The organism is Nocardioides sp., from assembly GCF_025965415.1.
GTDB lineage: Bacteria > Actinomycetota > Actinomycetes > Propionibacteriales > Nocardioidaceae > Nocardioides.
In genome coordinates this window covers 71,087-86,006 of sequence record NZ_JAOPWY010000142.1, presented here as the reverse complement: position 1 = coordinate 86,006, position 14,920 = coordinate 71,087, and the positions used below count along the sequence as shown (strand labels likewise).

Genomic DNA, 14,920 nt, shown 5'->3' with positions numbered 1-14,920 from the left:
CCCGCGGCGACCTCGTAGACGTAGTCGCAGCCGGGGCAGCGGGCCGCGAGCACCTCGCGCACCGCGCCGGGCAGGGACTCCTGGGCGGCGCGCGCGGCCTCGGCGGCAGCGGCGTGCCCGGCGGCGTCGTACCTCGCGAGGTAGGCCTCCCGCTTGCGGGGGCTGATGTTGGCCAGCGACACGTCGCCGCCGAAGTGGTCGACCACGCGATGGTCCATCACGCGGCGCCACACCGCGGGGACGATGGCGAGCACGATCATCCCGGCGTAGCCGGTCGGGAGGGTCGGGCTCTCCTCGAAGTCGCGCAGCGTCTGGTAGCGCCGGGTCGGGTTGGCGTGGTGGTCGCTGTGGCGCTGCAGGTGGTAGAGCAGGACGTTGGTCGCGATGTTGTTGGAGTTCCAGCTGTGGCTGGGCAGCACTCGCTCGTAGCGCTGGCGATCGCCCTCGCCGACCTTCTGGCGCAGCATCCCGTAGTGCTCCATGAAGTTGACGACCTCGAGGAGCGAGAAGCCGACGACCGCCTGGATGAGGAGGTACGGCACCACCTCGAGGCCGAAGGCGGCGATGACCACGGCCCAGAGGACCAGCGACATCAGCCAGGCGTTGAGCACGTCGTTGTCGAGGCGCCAGGGGCTCTGCGCGCGGCGGGCGAGGCGGCGCTTCTCCAGCCGCCAGGCGGACTTCACCGAGCCGCCGACGGTGCGGGGCCAGAACTGGTAGAAGTTCTCGCCCAGCCGCGCGCTCGCGGGGTCCTCCGGGGTCGCCACGCGGACGTGGTGGCCGCGGTTGTGCTCGATGTAGAAGTGGCCGTAGAAGACCTGGGCGAGCGCGATCTTCGACAGCCAGCGCTCGTTGGCCTCCTTCTTGTGGCCGAGCTCGTGGGCGGTGTTGATGCCGATGCCGCCGATGCAGCCGATCGAGATCGCCAGGCCGATCTTGTCGAGCGTGGTCAGGGGCTGGTCGGCCAGCAGCCCGAACACGTCCCAGCCCCCGGCGACGGCCATCGCCGAGACGAAGCCGACGTACTGGATCGGCAGGAAGAGGTAGGTGATCCAGCGGTAGTACTTGTCCTTCTCCAGCGCCTCGATCACGTCGTCGGGCGGGTTGGAGCGGTCGAGACCGGCGATCAGGTCGATCGCGGGGACGACGCCGAGGATCACGATCGGGCCGATCCAGAACCAGGTGCTCCATCCGGTGGCGACGTAGCCGCCGAACGCGACGAAGGCCAGGCTCGGCACCACGAGGCCGATCAGCCACAAGGAGCGCTTGCGGTCCTTCCAGAGCGCGGTGGTGCCCTCGGGCACCGTGCCGCTCGGAGCGAGTCGCGTGGGGTAGCCGGCCATCAGTCGGACCTCCTGGGTCGGGGTTTACAAGACCATACGATCTGTAAAGCAATTTGACAAGAGGCGCAGATCTGTCAACCGGAGAACCACCGGGTATCCGCCCGTCCGTCGGGTTCTCGACCGTTGCAACGGTCGAGAACCTCACCGAGGCCCGGGTACCCGGTGGTCGCGACGCGGGCCCGGCACACCACCCCCGCGTCGGCCGCTAGATTGACCCCCATGCAGCATCCCTTCGGCATCGACTTCGGCGGCACCGGGATCAAGGGCGCGCCCGTCGATCTCGCGCACGGCGACTTCGCCCTCGACCGCGTCCGCATCGACACCCCCAAGCCGGCCGACCCGCAGGCCGTGGCGAAGGTGTTCCAGCAGATCGTCGACAGCTTCCCGGCGGCGACGACACCGGTCGGTGTGACCGTGCCCGGCATCGTGCGCCGCGGCGTGGTGCTCTCGGCCGCCAACATCGACAAGTCCTGGATCGGCGAGGACGCCGACGCCATCTTCACCCAGGCGCTGGGCCGCGAGGTCCATGTCGTCAACGACGCCGACGCGGCCGGGCTCGCGGAGGCCGAGTACGGCGCCGCGAAGGGCCGCCAGGGGCTGGTCATGGTCATCACCCTCGGCACCGGCATCGGCTCGGCGATGATCTTCGACGGCCAGCTCGTGCCCAACTCCGAGATGGGCCACCTCGAGATCGACGGCGAGGTCGCCGAGGTCCGCGCCGCCACCAGCGCGCGCGAGCGCGAGGGGCTCAGCTGGGAGGAGTGGTCGGAGCGGCTCACCACCTACTTCCGCCACCTCGAGCGGCTCTTCACCCCCGACCTGTTCGTGGTCGGCGGCGGGGTCAGCAAGTCCTGGGACAAGTTCGGCCACCTGATCAAGGTGGAGACCGAGATGGTGCCCGCCACCCTCCAGAACCGGGCCGGCATCGTCGGCGCGGCTCTCGTCGCGCACCGCAAGGCCGGCACGGACGACTAGGAGTCCTTCGGCTCCAACACCTGCTCGAAGGCCTCGATGGCCCCGCGCAGGTAGCGCTCGACCAGCGCCCGCTCGTCGGCGGTGAAGCTCCGGTCGAGCCGGTCGAGGGCGATGAACATCGGCATCAGGTGGCCGACCACCTCGCCTCGCCCGGACTCGGTCAGCACCAGCTCCGTACGCCGGCGGTCGGCCGCGTGCGGTCGGCGCTCGACGTGCCCGCGGGCGACCAGCCGGTCGACGATGCCGGTCGCCGCGGCCGTGGACACCTCGAGCCGGCGCGCCACCTCGGCCGGGCCGATCTGCTCGCGGCCCAGGTGCTCGAGCGTCACCAGCTCGGTGTCGCTGATGCCGGCCCGGCGGGCGACCACGTGGTTGACCCGCGCCCCGGTGGTGACCAGCTCGCGCAGGGCCTCGAGGCTGCCGGACTCGTCCCACCCCTGCTCGGGCTGCTGGTCCGGTGGACTCACGGTCTTCCTCTCGTCTCGGTGTTGAGTTCGGCCGCGGGAATCGCTAATTTAGTTAGCAATCTACTCACTTAGCCACTCGATGGTAGGAACTCACGTGCCCGGTCACCAGCCCCCCGCCCCTGCCCGCCTCGTCGCAGGCCGTCGTACGGCGTGGTTGGTGGCCCTCGTGCCCATTCTCCTCGCCCTCGCGGTGATCGCGCTGGTGCCCGAGGGCGAGCGCGACGCCAGTGCCGTCGACACGCTCCCCGCGGGCGCCGACAGCACGCTCGCCGTCGCACTCGCCGACCGCCTGCCCGAGGACGACGGGCAGGTCGCGATCGTGCTCTGGACGGCGGGGTCCGGCAGCATCGACCAGGCCGCGCAGACCGACCTGAACCGCCAGGCGGTGGAGCTGATCTCGCAGGAGGGCGGCCAGTCGGGTGGCGGACAGGGTGGCGGCGAGCAGCCCGGCGGCGGACAGCCCGGCGGCGAGCAGGCCGGGCCGGTCGTCGTGGCCGAGGACGGGTCGGCGGCGTTCGCCGCGATCCCCGTGACGTCCACGTCGGCGACCGACAACATCGACCAGGTCGACGAGCTGCGCCAGCAGCTGCGCGACGACGCCCCCGACGGGCTCGAGGTCCAGGTCACCGGGCCCGCGGGCATCCAGGCCGACCTCGGCAAGGTCTTCGACGGCGCCGACCTGCGCCTCCTGCTGTCGACCGCGGGCGTCGTGGCGATCCTGCTGATCATCACCTACCGCAGCCCCATCCTCTGGCTGGTGCCGCTGATCGTCGTCGGCATCGCCGACCGGCTCTCCGCGATCGTCGCGACCAACCTGCTCCAGGTGACCGGGGTGGCCTGGGACGAGTCCACGGTCGGGATTCTGAGCGTGCTCGTCTTCGGCGCCGGCACCGACTACGCCCTGCTGCTCATCTCGCGCTACCGCGACGAGCTGAAGAAGGAGGACAGGCGGCACCTCGCCATGGCCCGCGCCGTCTCGCGCACGGCGGAGGCCGTCGCCTCGAGCGCCGTCACGGTCGTGCTCGGGCTGCTGACCCTGCTGCTGTCGGCGATCCCCACCACCCGAGGTCTCGGACTGGCGTGCGCCGTCGGCGTCGTCATCGCCGCGACCTTCGCCCTCGTGGTGCTGCCGGCGGCGCTCGTGCTCTTCGGCCGCTGGGTGTTCTGGCCCAAGGTCCCCCACGTCGGCGACACCGTCCTCGTCGACTCCGACACCTCGCTCTGGCACCGGGTCGGCGACGCGGTGGCGCGCCGCCCGCGCACCTTCGTCGTCGCCACGGTCGTCGTGCTCGCCGCCCTCGCGAGCGGCACGCTGGGCATCACCACCGGTCTCGACCCGGCCGACCAGTTCCTCGAGAAGCCCGAGGCGATCTCCGCCGCCGAGCGCCTCGGCGAGTCGTTCCCCGCCGGCACCAGCGACCCGGTGCAGGTCGTCACCCGCGACGAGCCCGAGCAGGTCCTCGCGGCGGTGGAGGAGGTCGACGGCGTCAGCTCGGCGCGCGTGACCACCACCGGCGACGGCATCGCCCGCATCGACGCCGTACCGGATGCCGACCCCGGCAGCGACCGGGCCCAGGCGATCGTGCTCGACGTCCGGGCGGCCGTCGCCGAGTTCACCGACACCCACGTCGGCGGTGGCGACGCCGAGTCCCTCGATGCCGCCGACCACGCCGCCCAGGACCGGCTGCTGATCCTGCCCCTGATCCTGCTGCTGGTGCTCGGCGCGCTCCTGCTGCTGCTCCGGTCGGTCGTCGCACCGCTGCTGCTGGTGGCCACCGTGGTCGCGACCTACGCCGCCAGTATGGGCGCCTCGTGGTGGATCTTCCAGGGCGTCTTCGGCTTCGAGGCGATGGACACCGGCGTGCCGCTGCTGGCGTTCTTGTTCCTGGTCGCCCTCGGCGTCGACTACAACATCTTCCTCGTCACCCGGGCCCGTGAGGAGGCGCGCGAGCACGGCACCCGCACCGGGATGCTCCGTGCGCTGACCGCCACGGGTGGCGTGATCACCAGCGCGGGCATCCTGCTCGCCGCGGTCTTCGCGGTGCTGGGCGTGCTGCCGCTGGTGGTGCTCGCCCAGCTCGGCGCGATCATCTTCGTCGGCGTGCTGCTGGACACGCTCGTCGTACGCACGGTGCTGGTGCCGGCGCTCGCGCTGACCCTCGGCGAGAAGTTCTGGTGGCCGCGGAAGGTGTCGGCCTGAGGGGAGCCCGGATCCCCGCTAGCCGTCGCGGCCGCTGATGGCGGCGGCCACGCGCTTGGTCACGTCGGGGTGGAAGACGCTCGGGATGATGAAGGCCGGGTGGAGCTCCTCGGCGCTGACGGTGTCGGCGATCGCCTTGGCCGCGCGCAGCAGCATGTCGACGGTGACCTCGTCGGCGCCCGCGTCGAGCAGGCCGCGGAAGACGCCCGGGAAGGCGAGAACGTTGTTGATCTGGTTGGGGTAGTCGGAGCGACCCGAGGCCACCACGGCGGCGTACTTGTCGGCCTCGGCCGGGTCGACCTCCGGGTCGGGGTTGGCGAGCGCGAAGACGATCGGGTCGGTGGCCATGGTCCGGATCCACTCCGGGTCGAGGATGCCGGGGGCGGAGACGCCCACGAACACGTCGGCGCCGGCCAGCACCTCCCGCAGCGAGCCGGTGGCGCGGCGCGGGTTGGTGGCGGCGGCCAGCTCGGTGTGGGCCGACGACAGGGACGCGTCGCCGGCCGACAGCGCACCCTCGCGGTCGACCACGACCACGTCGCCCGCGCCCGCGGCCAGGAGCAGCGTGACGATGGCCGTGCCGGCGGCACCGGCGCCCGACACCACGATGCGGACGTCGGCGAGCTCCTTCGTCACGCAGCGCAGCGCGTTGGTCAGTGCGGCCAGGACGACGATCGCGGTGCCGTGCTGGTCGTCGTGGAAGACGGGGATGTCGAGCGACTCGCGCAGCCGGCGCTCGATCTCGAAGCACCGCGGGGCGGCGATGTCCTCGAGGTTGATGCCGCCGAAGCCCGGCGCGATCATCTCGACGGCCTTCACGATCTCGTCGGTGTCCTGGGTGGCCAGGCAGATCGGCCAGGCGTCGATGTCGGCGAAGCGCTTGAAGAGGGCCGCCTTGCCCTCCATCACCGGCATCGCGGCGCCCGGGCCGATGTTGCCGAGGCCGAGCACGGCGGAGCCGTCGGTGACGACGGCGACCGAGTTGCCCTTGATGGTGAGCTTGCGGACATCCTCGGGGTTCTCGTAGATCGCCATCGAGACCCGTCCGACGCCCGGCGTGTAGGCCATGGAGAGGTCGTCGCGAGTGCGCAGCGGGACCTTGGAGGTGACCTCGATCTTGCCGCCGAGGTGCAGCAGGAAGGTCCGGTCGCTGACCTTGTGCACGGTCACGCCCTCGACCGCGGCCACCGCGGCGACGAGGTCCTGGGCGTGGTCGGCGTCGGAGGCCGAGCACGTCACGTCGACCACCAGCCGGTCGTGGCGCGACTCGGTGACGTCGATCGCGGTCACCACACCGCCGCTCGTGGCGATCGCGGTCGCGACGGCGCCGACGACGCCGTGGTCGGGAGCGGTGTACAACCGCATGGTGATCGAGTACGACGATGCGGTGGCGGCCATGGCCCAGACCCTCCCCCGGCGCCGGGGTTACGGGCAAGTCACCTGCGCCTAGGCTGGGGTTGTGACCATTGAGTTCGCCGACCACGCCGACGCCCACAGGTTCGAGCTGCGCGACGGCGACGAGGTGCTCGGCTTCATCGACTACCGCCTCCGCGACGGCGTGATCACCCTCGTCCACACCGAGGTCGACCCCGCCCACAGCGGCCAGGGCCTCGCCGCGAGGCTGGCCCGCGGCGCGCTCGACGACGCCCGGTCGCGCGGGCTGTCAGTCGTGCCGTCGTGCCCCTACGTCGCGTCGTACATCGGCAAGCACCCGGAGTACGCCGACCTGGTCGCGCCGGCCGACCGATGACACCGGGCCACGTTTCGGCCGCGCCCGGCGGGGAAGCCCTATAGTCCGGCGGCAGCAGGAGATCGAGGGTCACATGGCTGAGACGGACGTCGACGGGGCGGATGCCGTCGTCGCACGACGACTGGGATTCCTCACCCGACCCCTGCGCGCGCTGGTCAACGCGCCACACCTCCTCGTCCTGCTCATCCTGGCGATCTGGGTCGGCTGCTCGCTCACCTACGCCGTGCTCGAGGGCAAGGGCCCGATCGAGAGCCTCTGGTGGGGCATCGTCACCGGCTCGACGGTCGGCTACGGCGACTTCTACCCCTCCTCCACGACCGGACGCGCCGTCGGCGCGGTGCTGATCGTGTCGATGCTGGTGCTCGTCCCGATCGCCATCGGGCACGTGATCGCCAACCTGGTCTTCGACAAGGAGTCGCTCGCCGTCGCGACGGTGCTCGAGGACGTCCACGAGCGCATCGACCGGATGGAGCACCTCACCCTCGCCTCGCTCGAGGCGCAGCACGGTCGCGAGTGGCTCGACCAGCGGCTCGCGGAGTACGACGCAACCGACGCGGCCCGCACCGACGTCGCCGAGCAGATGCTCGCCCTGTTCACACCGTCGCTCGACCCCACGGACCCTCCCGGAGGCACCCGATGACCACCTCGCCCACCCGCCGCCGCATGCGGTCCGCGAGCATCTCGCTCGGGATCACCGCGGTCATGGCCTCCAGCCTCACGGGCTGCGCGTCCAGCGCCGACTACGCCGCGGTCTGCGTCAACCCCGACACCCAGGAGCGCGTCGACGACGACCAGTGTGACGACGGCTCCGACTACGACGGGGCCGGCTCCGGCTTCTTCTGGTACTACCTCGGTGCCAGCTCGCGGGTCCCCGCCATCGGGCAGACGACCTCCGGAGGCACCTTCCGCGGCAGCACCCTCAACGGCTCCGTCCAGCGCGGCGGCCTGCCGACGACGGGCGGCTCCACCGTCAGGTCCAGCACCACCAAGGGCGGGTTCGGCGGCAGCTCGCGCGGCTTCGGGTGACCCCGACCGGCCCGACCGCCCCGCCCGCCCGTCGTACGACGCCGTCCCGTCCGCAGCCTTCCTCCCCCCTCCAGGAGAACCCGTGACCGACCTGCTCGACGCCCTCCTCCACGCCGTCGCCTACGCCCTCGTCGGCGGCGCCATGCTGGTGGCGGCCTACTACGTCCTCGACCTGGCCACGCCCGGCCACCTCGGCACCCACCTGCGCGGGGTCGACGAGAACGGCATGGAGTCGGTGCACGCGCACTCGCGCTCGGCCGGCGTCGTCACCTCGGCGTGGTTGGTCTCCAACGCGGCCGTGCTCTTCACCGCGATCTGGACCAACGGCGAGACCTCGCTCGGCTGGGCGCTCGGCTGGACGGTGTCGTTCGGCGCCGTCGGCATCGCCCTCAACACGCTGATGTTCTTCGCGGTCGAGGCGATCACCCCCGGCAGCCTGCGCACGATCGTCACCGAGCCCGGCCCGGTGCGCCCGCTGGCGTACGTCGCCGCGTCGGTCGCGCTGTCCGTGGGTGCCATCGTCTGCGCCTCGATCGCATGACGACCCGTCGAGCGAGGGGCGTCGGCTGATGTGGCGGCACCGGTCGCGGGCCCGTGAGGGCTGGCGCGACACCGTCGTGGAGCAGGGGCTCGTCTTCCCCGTCACGAAGATGCCCGACGGCTCCGAGCTCCCCTACTGGAACGAGGACGCCTGGTACGAGGTGACCATGGAGGAGGTGGAGACCCTCGAGGCCGCCACCGAGGAGCTGTGGGCGATGTGCCTGCAGGCCGTCTCCCACATGGCCACGACGATGACCGACGAGCGACTCGGCCTGCCGCCCGGCTCGCTCGCCGTCGTACGCCGCTCGGTCGAGGCCGGCGACCCGGCGCTCTACGCGCGTTTCGACCTCGCCTACGGCGCCGACGGCCAGGTCAAGATGCTCGAGATCAACGGCGACACCCCGACCGGCCTCGTGGAGACCGGGATCATCCAGTGGAACTGGATGGAGGACGTGATGCCGGAGATGGACCAGTGGAACTCCGTCCACGACCGGCTCGTCGCCGGCTGGCGCACGCTCCGCCGCTCCGGGCACTTCGACGGCGACCGGATGCACTTCCTCTACGACCTGGGCGAGGAGGACTCCTACGACGGCGGCGAGATGGAGATGACCGTCCACTACCTCATGGACACCGCGATCCAGGGCGGCTGGTTGGCCCTCGCGCACCCGATGGCCGAGGTGGGCTGGAACCCCGACGCCAAGGAGTACCGCGACGTCCACGACGAGCCGATCCGCAACGCCTTCAAGCTCTATGCCTGGGAGGAGATGCTCGCCGAGCCCTTCGGTCGCTTCGTCGTCGACCGGACCGAGGCCCGGCCGACCCGCTGGATCGAGCCGGCCTGGAAGGTGCTGCTCAGCACCAAGGCGCTGCTCCCGGTGCTGTGGGAGCTCTTCCCGCGCCACCGCCTGCTGCTGCCGGCGTACTTCGACGACCCGCACGGCATGGAGCGCTGGGTCGCCAAGCCCCTGCACGGCCGCGAGGGCGACAACATCCGCATCCACCTCGACGACATGATCGAGGACGTCGTGATGCCGGGCGGCTACGGCGACGAGGGCTGGGTCTACCAGGCCTACACCGACCTGCCGAGCTTCGAGGGCAACCGTGTCGTCCTCGGCTCGTGGATCGTCGACGGCGAGGCCGCCGGGATGCTCGTGCGCGAGTCGGACAGCATGGTCACCGACTACTTCTCCCGCGTGGCACCCCACGTCATCTCCGACGGGCTCGCGCCGACCGAGGCACAGGTCGCCGAGTGGCTGGCGGAGCGGGTCGGGCCGGACGCCCCCAGCCTCTAGCGCACGACCGAGTCGGTGATCGTCCGGGTCGCGCCCAGGAAGAAGATCCCCGGCAGCGTCTCGAAGCCGTCGCTCGGGTTGTCGGTGAGCCGCGAGCCGTCGATGGTGAGCGTGCCGGTGCGGTCGTTGGAGACGAAGAAGATCGCGCCGCCGCCCTCGCGTGCGAGGTTGCCGCTCATGCTGGAGTCCTCGACAGTGAGGTGGATGGCGTTGCCGTCCATGTAGATGGCACCACCCGAGCCGCCGCCGGGCGTGCCGGGCCGTGACGGGTTGGCGCCGCGGCCGATGGCCCGGTTGTCGACGAACGTCGAGCCGACGACCCGCCACGAGACCCCGATGCTGCTCAGCGCGGCGCCGTTACTGCACCGGCCGCCGACGAATCCGGTCCCTCGCACGAGGACCGGGCGGTCGCGGTGCTGGTCGAGCACGCGTACGGCACCGCCGCCGAGGTCGGACCCGGTCTTGTCGCAGCGGCTGCCGACGAACATCGAGTCGAGGATCGTGAGGCGACCGCCGCGCACGAAGATCGCGCCGCCACCACCGCCGTCGGTGGTCTCCCCGGTCGCGTTGCCGTCCTCGAAGCCCATCCGCCTCACGACCAGCTTCGGCCGGGCCTGGTCGTTGCAGTGCGAGGTCGTCCAGACCTGCGCGCGGTCGCAGGTGTTCATGTAGAGGATCCGACGCTCGCCGAGCCCGCTGAGCGTCACCATGTGAGCGCCGTCGAGCACGACCTTCGTGGAGGTGTTGACCACCTTGGCGGTCTTCTTCATCGCGATGGTGACCGGGTGCGGCCCGCAGTCGAAGCCGATCCGACCACCCGCGGCGACCGCGCGGACCACCGCTCGCGAGGTGCAGGAGGCGGGGGTGCCGTTGCCGATCACCGTGTCGGCCGCCCTCGACGCCGCCTTCGTGCTCGCTGGTGGAGCAGGTCGCGCAGCGACCGTGTCGAGGCCCGAGGCCGGGACCGGAGCAGCCGGCGCCACCACCGCAGCGACGACCGCCGCGACGAGGACGCCGGCCCGCATCACAGCGCCTTCTCGATGTCCTTGCTGATCTTCTCCGGCTCGGTCGTCGGCGCGAAGCGCTCGATGACCTGCCCGTCGCGCCCGACGAGGAACTTGGTGAAGTTCCACTTGATCTTCGAGCCGAGCACCCCACCCTTGGAGTCCTTCAGCCACTCGAAGAGCGGGTGGGCGTCGTCGCCGTTGACGTCGACCTTGGAGAACAGCGGGAACGTCACGCCGAAGTTCTTCTCGCAGAAGTCCGAGATCTCCGCCTCGCTGCCGGGCTCCTGGTTGCCGAACTGGTCGCACGGGAAGCCCAGCACGACCAGGCCCTGGTCGGCGTAGGTGTCGTGGAGGTGCTGGAGGCCCTTGTACTGGCCGGTGAACCCGCACTGGGAGGCGGTGTTGACGACGAGCACGACCTTGCCGTCGTACTGCGAGAGATCCGTGTCCGTGCCGTCGATGGCCGGCGCCGAGAAGTCGGAGAGAGAGGTCATGACCCCGAGTCTGCCAGCCCGTCGCCAACGGGGTCCTCGTCGAACCGCCCCACGAACGCCCACTCCGCCAGCGGCTTGCGGACCCGGTCGCGGTGGTCGCGGGCCGCGGTCCGCTCGTCGACGTCGGCCGGGTCGCCCGGGCGCCCGACCGCGATGCCGGTCAGCAGCTGGTGGGTCGCCGGCACGGCGAGTTCCGCCGCGAGGGCGTCGTGGTCGAAGCCGGCGAACTGGTGGGCGTCCAGGCCCATGGCCCGTGCCTGGAGCGTGAGGTGCGCCGCGGCCTGCCCGACGTCGTGGAGGGCATAGTCGCTGTACACCGGCGCGTCGGGCTCGTCGCCGGTGCGCACGTGGGCGGCGGTGAGGAACACGACCGAGGCCCGCGGGACCCAGCTCGAGTTGCCGCGGCTGAGGTGGGCGAGGAGCCGGTCGTGGTTGGGCGTGCCCGGCACGCAGACGAAGAACACCCACGGCTGGCTGTTGCCGGCGCTCGGAGCCCACTGGGCGGCGCGCAGCAGGGTCTCGATCTCCGCCGGTGCCAGCCGGTGCCGGTCGTCGTACACGCTCGCGCTCCAGCGCGACCGCATCGGCTCGGCCAGGGCTGCGGCGGTGGGCTGGGGTGCCTGGGCAGGCGCGGGGTCGGTCACGCCGCGAGTATGGCCGCCGTGGACACGCGGGCACGGGTCACCCCGGACGCCCGACGGCAGCGTGGTGCCGGAGAGCGGGACCGACCGAGGTCCGCGCGCCTGCGGAGGTCAGGCGTCCAACGCGTCGAGCTCGGCCAGCGCCGAGGTCCAGCGCTCGCGCCGCTCGTCGTCGGACTGCTCCCACCACTTCTCGCCCCGCTCCCCGAGGCCGACCTTGGCGAGGTGGGTGCGGTGGCGCGTGGCGGCGAGCTCGGCGTCGCTCCCGGCCGTGCGCACGCCGGAGCGCCCGCGCCCGAGGTGGCGCGTGAGCCGGGCGAGCTCGTCGGCCGGGATGAGCGGGTCCGTACGCCGCCAGCGCCGGCCGTCGACCACGAGCCACTTCTCGTCCTCGGTCGGCTCGGCCATGGATCGAGCATGCCACCGTGGGCAGGGCGACCCGGGGAACGACGAAGGCCCCGGGGAACCCGGGGCCTTCGTTCTGTGCGCGAGGGGGGAGTTGAACCCCCACGTCCTTTCGGACACACGGACCTGAACCGTGCGCGTCTGCCTATTCCGCCACTCGCGCCAGAAGCAGCGGCAAAGATACCCCACGCTCGCGGCACGTTCCCAATCGCACCCTTCGGCGGGGCGGCACCCCTGCGTGGTCGCAACCGGCCGGTACGCTCGGCGGCACCGGCCGGGCGGTGTGTGAAGCCTGCCCACTACGACGATGCGACGTGAGCGTGCGGAAAGGAGGCCCGTGGTGAACGCCATCCAGCGGTTCGAGCAGCGGCTCGAGCAGGTCATCTCCGGTGTCTTCGCGCGGGCCTTCCGCAGTGCCGTCCAGCCCGTCGAGATCGCGGCGGCGCTGCAGCGCGAGTGCGACAACAACGCCCAGGTGCTGAGCCGCCAGCGGCGCCTGGTGCCCAACGACTTCCACGTCGAGCTGTCGGTGACCGACCTCGACCGCATCGTCGGCCTGGGCCGCGCGCTCGAGCAGGACCTCGTCGACCAGCTGCAGGACCACGCCGACGCCCAGGGCTACGTCTTCACCGGCCCCGTCTCGGTGGGCTTCGAGTCCGCCGACGACCTGACCACGGGCCGGTTCCGGATCCGCAGCAAGGCGCAGGCGAGCGTCACCGACAACGACCAGCGCACCCGCACCCGGTCCTCGCACGCGACCCTCGAGGTCAACGGCACTCGCCACCCGCTGCGCCCGCCGGGCCTTGTGATCGGCCGAGGCACCGAGGCCGACCTGCGGATCAACGACCCCGGCGTCAGCCGGCGCCACCTCGAGCTCGAGGTCAGCATCGACGGCGTCGACGCGGTCGACCTCGGCTCGACCAACGGCATCCTGGTCGACGGCTCCAAGGTCACCCGCGCCCGGCTGCACGACGGGTCCACCATCAAGATCGGGCACACCGAGATGACCGTCCGCATCGACGGAGGTCGCGACGAGGCCGGGGGCTGGAATGTCTGAGCTGACCCTCTTCCTGATCCGGGTGGCGTTCCTCGCCATCCTCTGGATCTTCGTGCTCTCCGCGATCTCGGTGATCCGCTCCGACATGTTCGGCGCCCGCGTCCCCGAGGGCGCCCGCGGCGCGGCCCCCGCCCCGACCGGCCGCAAGGGCGCGAAGCCCGGCAAGAAGCCGCGGCGCGGCTCACCCACCCACCTCCTCGTCGTCGAGGGCGAGAACCCCGGCACGCGCGCGGAGCTCGCCGACGCCCCGCTCCTCATCGGACGCGGCAGCGACGCCGCCATCAAGCTCGACGACGACTACGTCTCCACCCGCCACGCGCGGGTCGCGGCCAGCGGCGACGAATGGTTCGTCGAGGACCTCGGCTCGACCAACGGCACCTACGTCGGGCCGGTCCGCATCACCCAGCCCACCACCATCGGCCTCGGCGTCCAGGTCCGCGTCGGCAAGACGATCCTGGAGCTGCGGAAGTGACCCTCTACCTCCACTACTCCGCGATCTCCGACGTCGGCCGGGTACGCCGGGAGAACCAGGACAGCGGGTACGCCGGTCCGTGGCTGCTCACCGTCTGCGACGGTGTGGGCGGCGCCGTACGCGGTGACCTGGCGTCCAGCACCGCCGTGCAGGCGCTGCGCAAGCTCGACCAGGAGCCCGACGACGACATCCTCGGCCAGGTCGCCGGTGCCGTGCACCGCGCCGACGACCGGATCGCCGAGCTCGTCGAGGAGGACCCGGGCCTCAACGGCACGTCCACCACCGCGACGGTCGCCCTCTTCGACGGCGCCCGCTTCGGCATCGGCCACATCGGCGACAGCCGGGCCTACCTCTACCGCCGCGGCGAGCTGCGCCAGCTCACCCACGACCACACCTTCGTCCAGTCGCTCATCGACGAGGGGCGCATCACCGAGGAGCAGTCGCGGACCCACCCGCACCGCAACCTCATCCTCAAGGCGCTCGACGGGATCCGTCACGAGGAGCCCGACCTCTTCGACGTCCCGGCCGAGGTCGGCGACCGGATCTTCCTCTGCAGCGACGGCGCGTGCGGCACGCTGACCGACGCGCAGATGGCCGACATCCTCGGCACCGGCACCCCCGACTTCGCCGCCGTCGAGCTGGTCCGCGCCAGCCTCGAGGCCGGCAGCACCGACAACGTCACCTGCATCGTCGCCGACGTCTCCGAGGAGGCGCCGCCGGAGGATCTCGCTCCCCTCCTCGTCGGTGCGGCGGCCGACCTGCCGCGCCGGATGCCGCTGGCCGGCGCCGTCGGTGGCCTGTTCCGCGGCCACCGTTCCGGCGACACCGGCGAGATCCCTCCCGTCCCCGGCGACATCCCCGAGGGCGCCTTCGCGGCCGACCCGATCGACCCTGAGTCCGCGCGCTACGCCCCCCGCCCGCCGGGCCGCTACACCTGGCCGCGCCGGCTGATGGCCGCGGCCGTCGTGCTCGGCCTGGCCTGGATCGTGCTCGCGGCCGGCTGGTCGTGGAGCCAGCAGCAGTTCTACGTCGCCGACGACAACGGCAAGGTCGCGATCTTCCGCGGCCTCAACGCCGACCTGCCCGGCATCTCGCTCTCCCACCCCTACGAGGTCACCGACGTGGACCTCGACCGGCTCAGCGACATCGACGCCGAGCAGGTGCGCGAGGGCATCGAGGCCGACGACCTGGACGACGCGCGGCTGACGGTCGACAACTACGCCGCTCGCCAGGACGTCGAGTGAGAGTGAC

General features: G+C 71.7%; 17 protein-coding genes and 1 tRNA gene. 10 read left to right on the top strand and 8 right to left on the bottom strand.

From position 1 onward, the window contains the following. On the bottom strand, positions 1–1,343 hold a 1,343-nt coding region (locus JWN97_RS15040), incomplete at its 3' end, for an alkane 1-monooxygenase (RefSeq protein WP_297624210.1). A gap of 219 nt (positions 1,344–1,562) precedes the next feature. Between JWN97_RS15040 and ppgK the strand changes: the two genes are divergently transcribed. After that, positions 1,563–2,318, top strand: coding sequence for a polyphosphate--glucose phosphotransferase (gene ppgK, locus JWN97_RS15035; RefSeq protein WP_297624207.1), 756 nt, complete (start codon positions 1,563–1,565; stop codon positions 2,316–2,318). On the opposite strand, the gene JWN97_RS15030 is transcribed toward ppgK, so the two are convergent. Continuing rightward, positions 2,315–2,785: a MarR family transcriptional regulator gene (locus tag JWN97_RS15030; RefSeq protein WP_297624204.1), complete on the bottom strand. Its 471-nt coding sequence runs from the start codon at positions 2,783–2,785 to the stop codon at positions 2,315–2,317. The genes ppgK and JWN97_RS15030 overlap by 4 nt on opposite strands. A gap of 94 nt (positions 2,786–2,879) precedes the next feature. Here JWN97_RS15030 and JWN97_RS15025 point away from each other — a divergent pair, with 94 nt between their 5' ends. After that, a complete protein-coding gene (locus JWN97_RS15025) occupies positions 2,880–4,985 on the top strand; it encodes an MMPL family transporter (protein WP_297624201.1) in 2,106 nt (701 codons plus the stop codon). Positions 4,986–5,003: 18 nt separating this feature from the next. On the opposite strand, the gene JWN97_RS15020 is transcribed toward JWN97_RS15025, so the two are convergent. Further along, complete coding sequence (locus JWN97_RS15020; RefSeq protein WP_297624198.1) at positions 5,004–6,383, bottom strand: NAD-dependent malic enzyme; 1,380 nt, start codon at positions 6,381–6,383, stop codon at positions 5,004–5,006. Between the two features lie 61 nt (positions 6,384–6,444). Here JWN97_RS15020 and JWN97_RS15015 point away from each other — a divergent pair, with 61 nt between their 5' ends. The 5 genes from JWN97_RS15015 (at position 6,445) to JWN97_RS14995 (ending at position 9,593) form a co-directional block, all read left to right on the top strand. Then, the gene (locus tag JWN97_RS15015; protein WP_297624195.1) at positions 6,445–6,735 is read left to right on the top strand and encodes a GNAT family N-acetyltransferase; all 291 of its coding nucleotides are present in this window, start codon (positions 6,445–6,447) and stop codon (positions 6,733–6,735) included. A gap of 73 nt (positions 6,736–6,808) precedes the next feature. After that, positions 6,809–7,375 (top strand): potassium channel family protein, encoded by a 567-nt coding sequence (locus JWN97_RS15010; RefSeq protein WP_297624192.1) that lies wholly within the window; start codon positions 6,809–6,811, stop codon positions 7,373–7,375. Then, complete coding sequence (locus JWN97_RS15005; protein ID WP_297624189.1) at positions 7,372–7,761, top strand: hypothetical protein; 390 nt, start codon at positions 7,372–7,374, stop codon at positions 7,759–7,761. The genes JWN97_RS15010 and JWN97_RS15005 overlap by 4 nt, the downstream gene beginning before the upstream one ends. A gap of 82 nt (positions 7,762–7,843) precedes the next feature. Beyond that, the gene (locus JWN97_RS15000) at positions 7,844–8,302 is read left to right on the top strand and encodes a DUF350 domain-containing protein (protein WP_297624186.1); all 459 of its coding nucleotides are present in this window, start codon (positions 7,844–7,846) and stop codon (positions 8,300–8,302) included. Between the two features lie 28 nt (positions 8,303–8,330). Next, positions 8,331–9,593: a glutathionylspermidine synthase family protein gene (locus JWN97_RS14995; RefSeq protein WP_297624183.1), complete on the top strand. Its 1,263-nt coding sequence runs from the start codon at positions 8,331–8,333 to the stop codon at positions 9,591–9,593. Here JWN97_RS14995 and JWN97_RS14990 read toward each other — a convergent pair. The 5 genes from JWN97_RS14990 to JWN97_RS14970 form a co-directional block, all read right to left on the bottom strand. Beyond that, on the bottom strand, positions 9,590–10,618 hold the full coding sequence (locus JWN97_RS14990; protein ID WP_297624180.1) for a hypothetical protein: 1,029 nt from the start codon (positions 10,616–10,618) through the stop codon (positions 9,590–9,592). The genes JWN97_RS14995 and JWN97_RS14990 overlap by 4 nt on opposite strands. Then, positions 10,618–11,094, bottom strand: coding sequence for a glutathione peroxidase (locus JWN97_RS14985; RefSeq protein ID WP_297624177.1), 477 nt, complete (start codon positions 11,092–11,094; stop codon positions 10,618–10,620). The genes JWN97_RS14990 and JWN97_RS14985 overlap by 1 nt, the downstream gene beginning before the upstream one ends. Next, complete coding sequence (locus JWN97_RS14980) at positions 11,091–11,738, bottom strand: nitroreductase family protein (protein WP_297624174.1); 648 nt, start codon at positions 11,736–11,738, stop codon at positions 11,091–11,093. The genes JWN97_RS14985 and JWN97_RS14980 overlap by 4 nt, the downstream gene beginning before the upstream one ends. Before the next feature lie 108 nt (positions 11,739–11,846). After that, positions 11,847–12,143, bottom strand: a complete 297-nt coding sequence (locus tag JWN97_RS14975) for a hypothetical protein (protein WP_297624171.1) — start codon at positions 12,141–12,143, stop codon at positions 11,847–11,849. A 76-nt stretch (positions 12,144–12,219) separates the two neighbouring features. Further along, positions 12,220–12,303: transfer RNA gene (locus tag JWN97_RS14970), tRNA-Leu, on the bottom strand. A 177-nt stretch (positions 12,304–12,480) separates the two neighbouring features. Here JWN97_RS14970 and JWN97_RS14965 point away from each other — a divergent pair. The 3 genes from JWN97_RS14965 to JWN97_RS14955 are packed head-to-tail and all read left to right on the top strand — an operon-like array spanning position 12,481 to position 14,913. Further along, a complete protein-coding gene (locus JWN97_RS14965) occupies positions 12,481–13,197 on the top strand; it encodes a DUF3662 and FHA domain-containing protein (RefSeq protein WP_297624168.1) in 717 nt (238 codons plus the stop codon). Further along, the gene (locus JWN97_RS14960; RefSeq protein ID WP_297624165.1) at positions 13,190–13,669 is read left to right on the top strand and encodes an FHA domain-containing protein; all 480 of its coding nucleotides are present in this window, start codon (positions 13,190–13,192) and stop codon (positions 13,667–13,669) included. Before JWN97_RS14965 ends, JWN97_RS14960 begins: the two co-directional genes overlap by 8 nt. After that, positions 13,666–14,913 carry a protein phosphatase 2C domain-containing protein gene (locus JWN97_RS14955; protein ID WP_297624162.1) on the top strand — a complete coding sequence of 416 codons (1,248 nt, stop codon included), beginning with the start codon at positions 13,666–13,668 and terminating at the stop codon, positions 14,911–14,913. The genes JWN97_RS14960 and JWN97_RS14955 overlap by 4 nt, the downstream gene beginning before the upstream one ends. Positions 14,914–14,920: the final 7 nt, after the last annotated feature.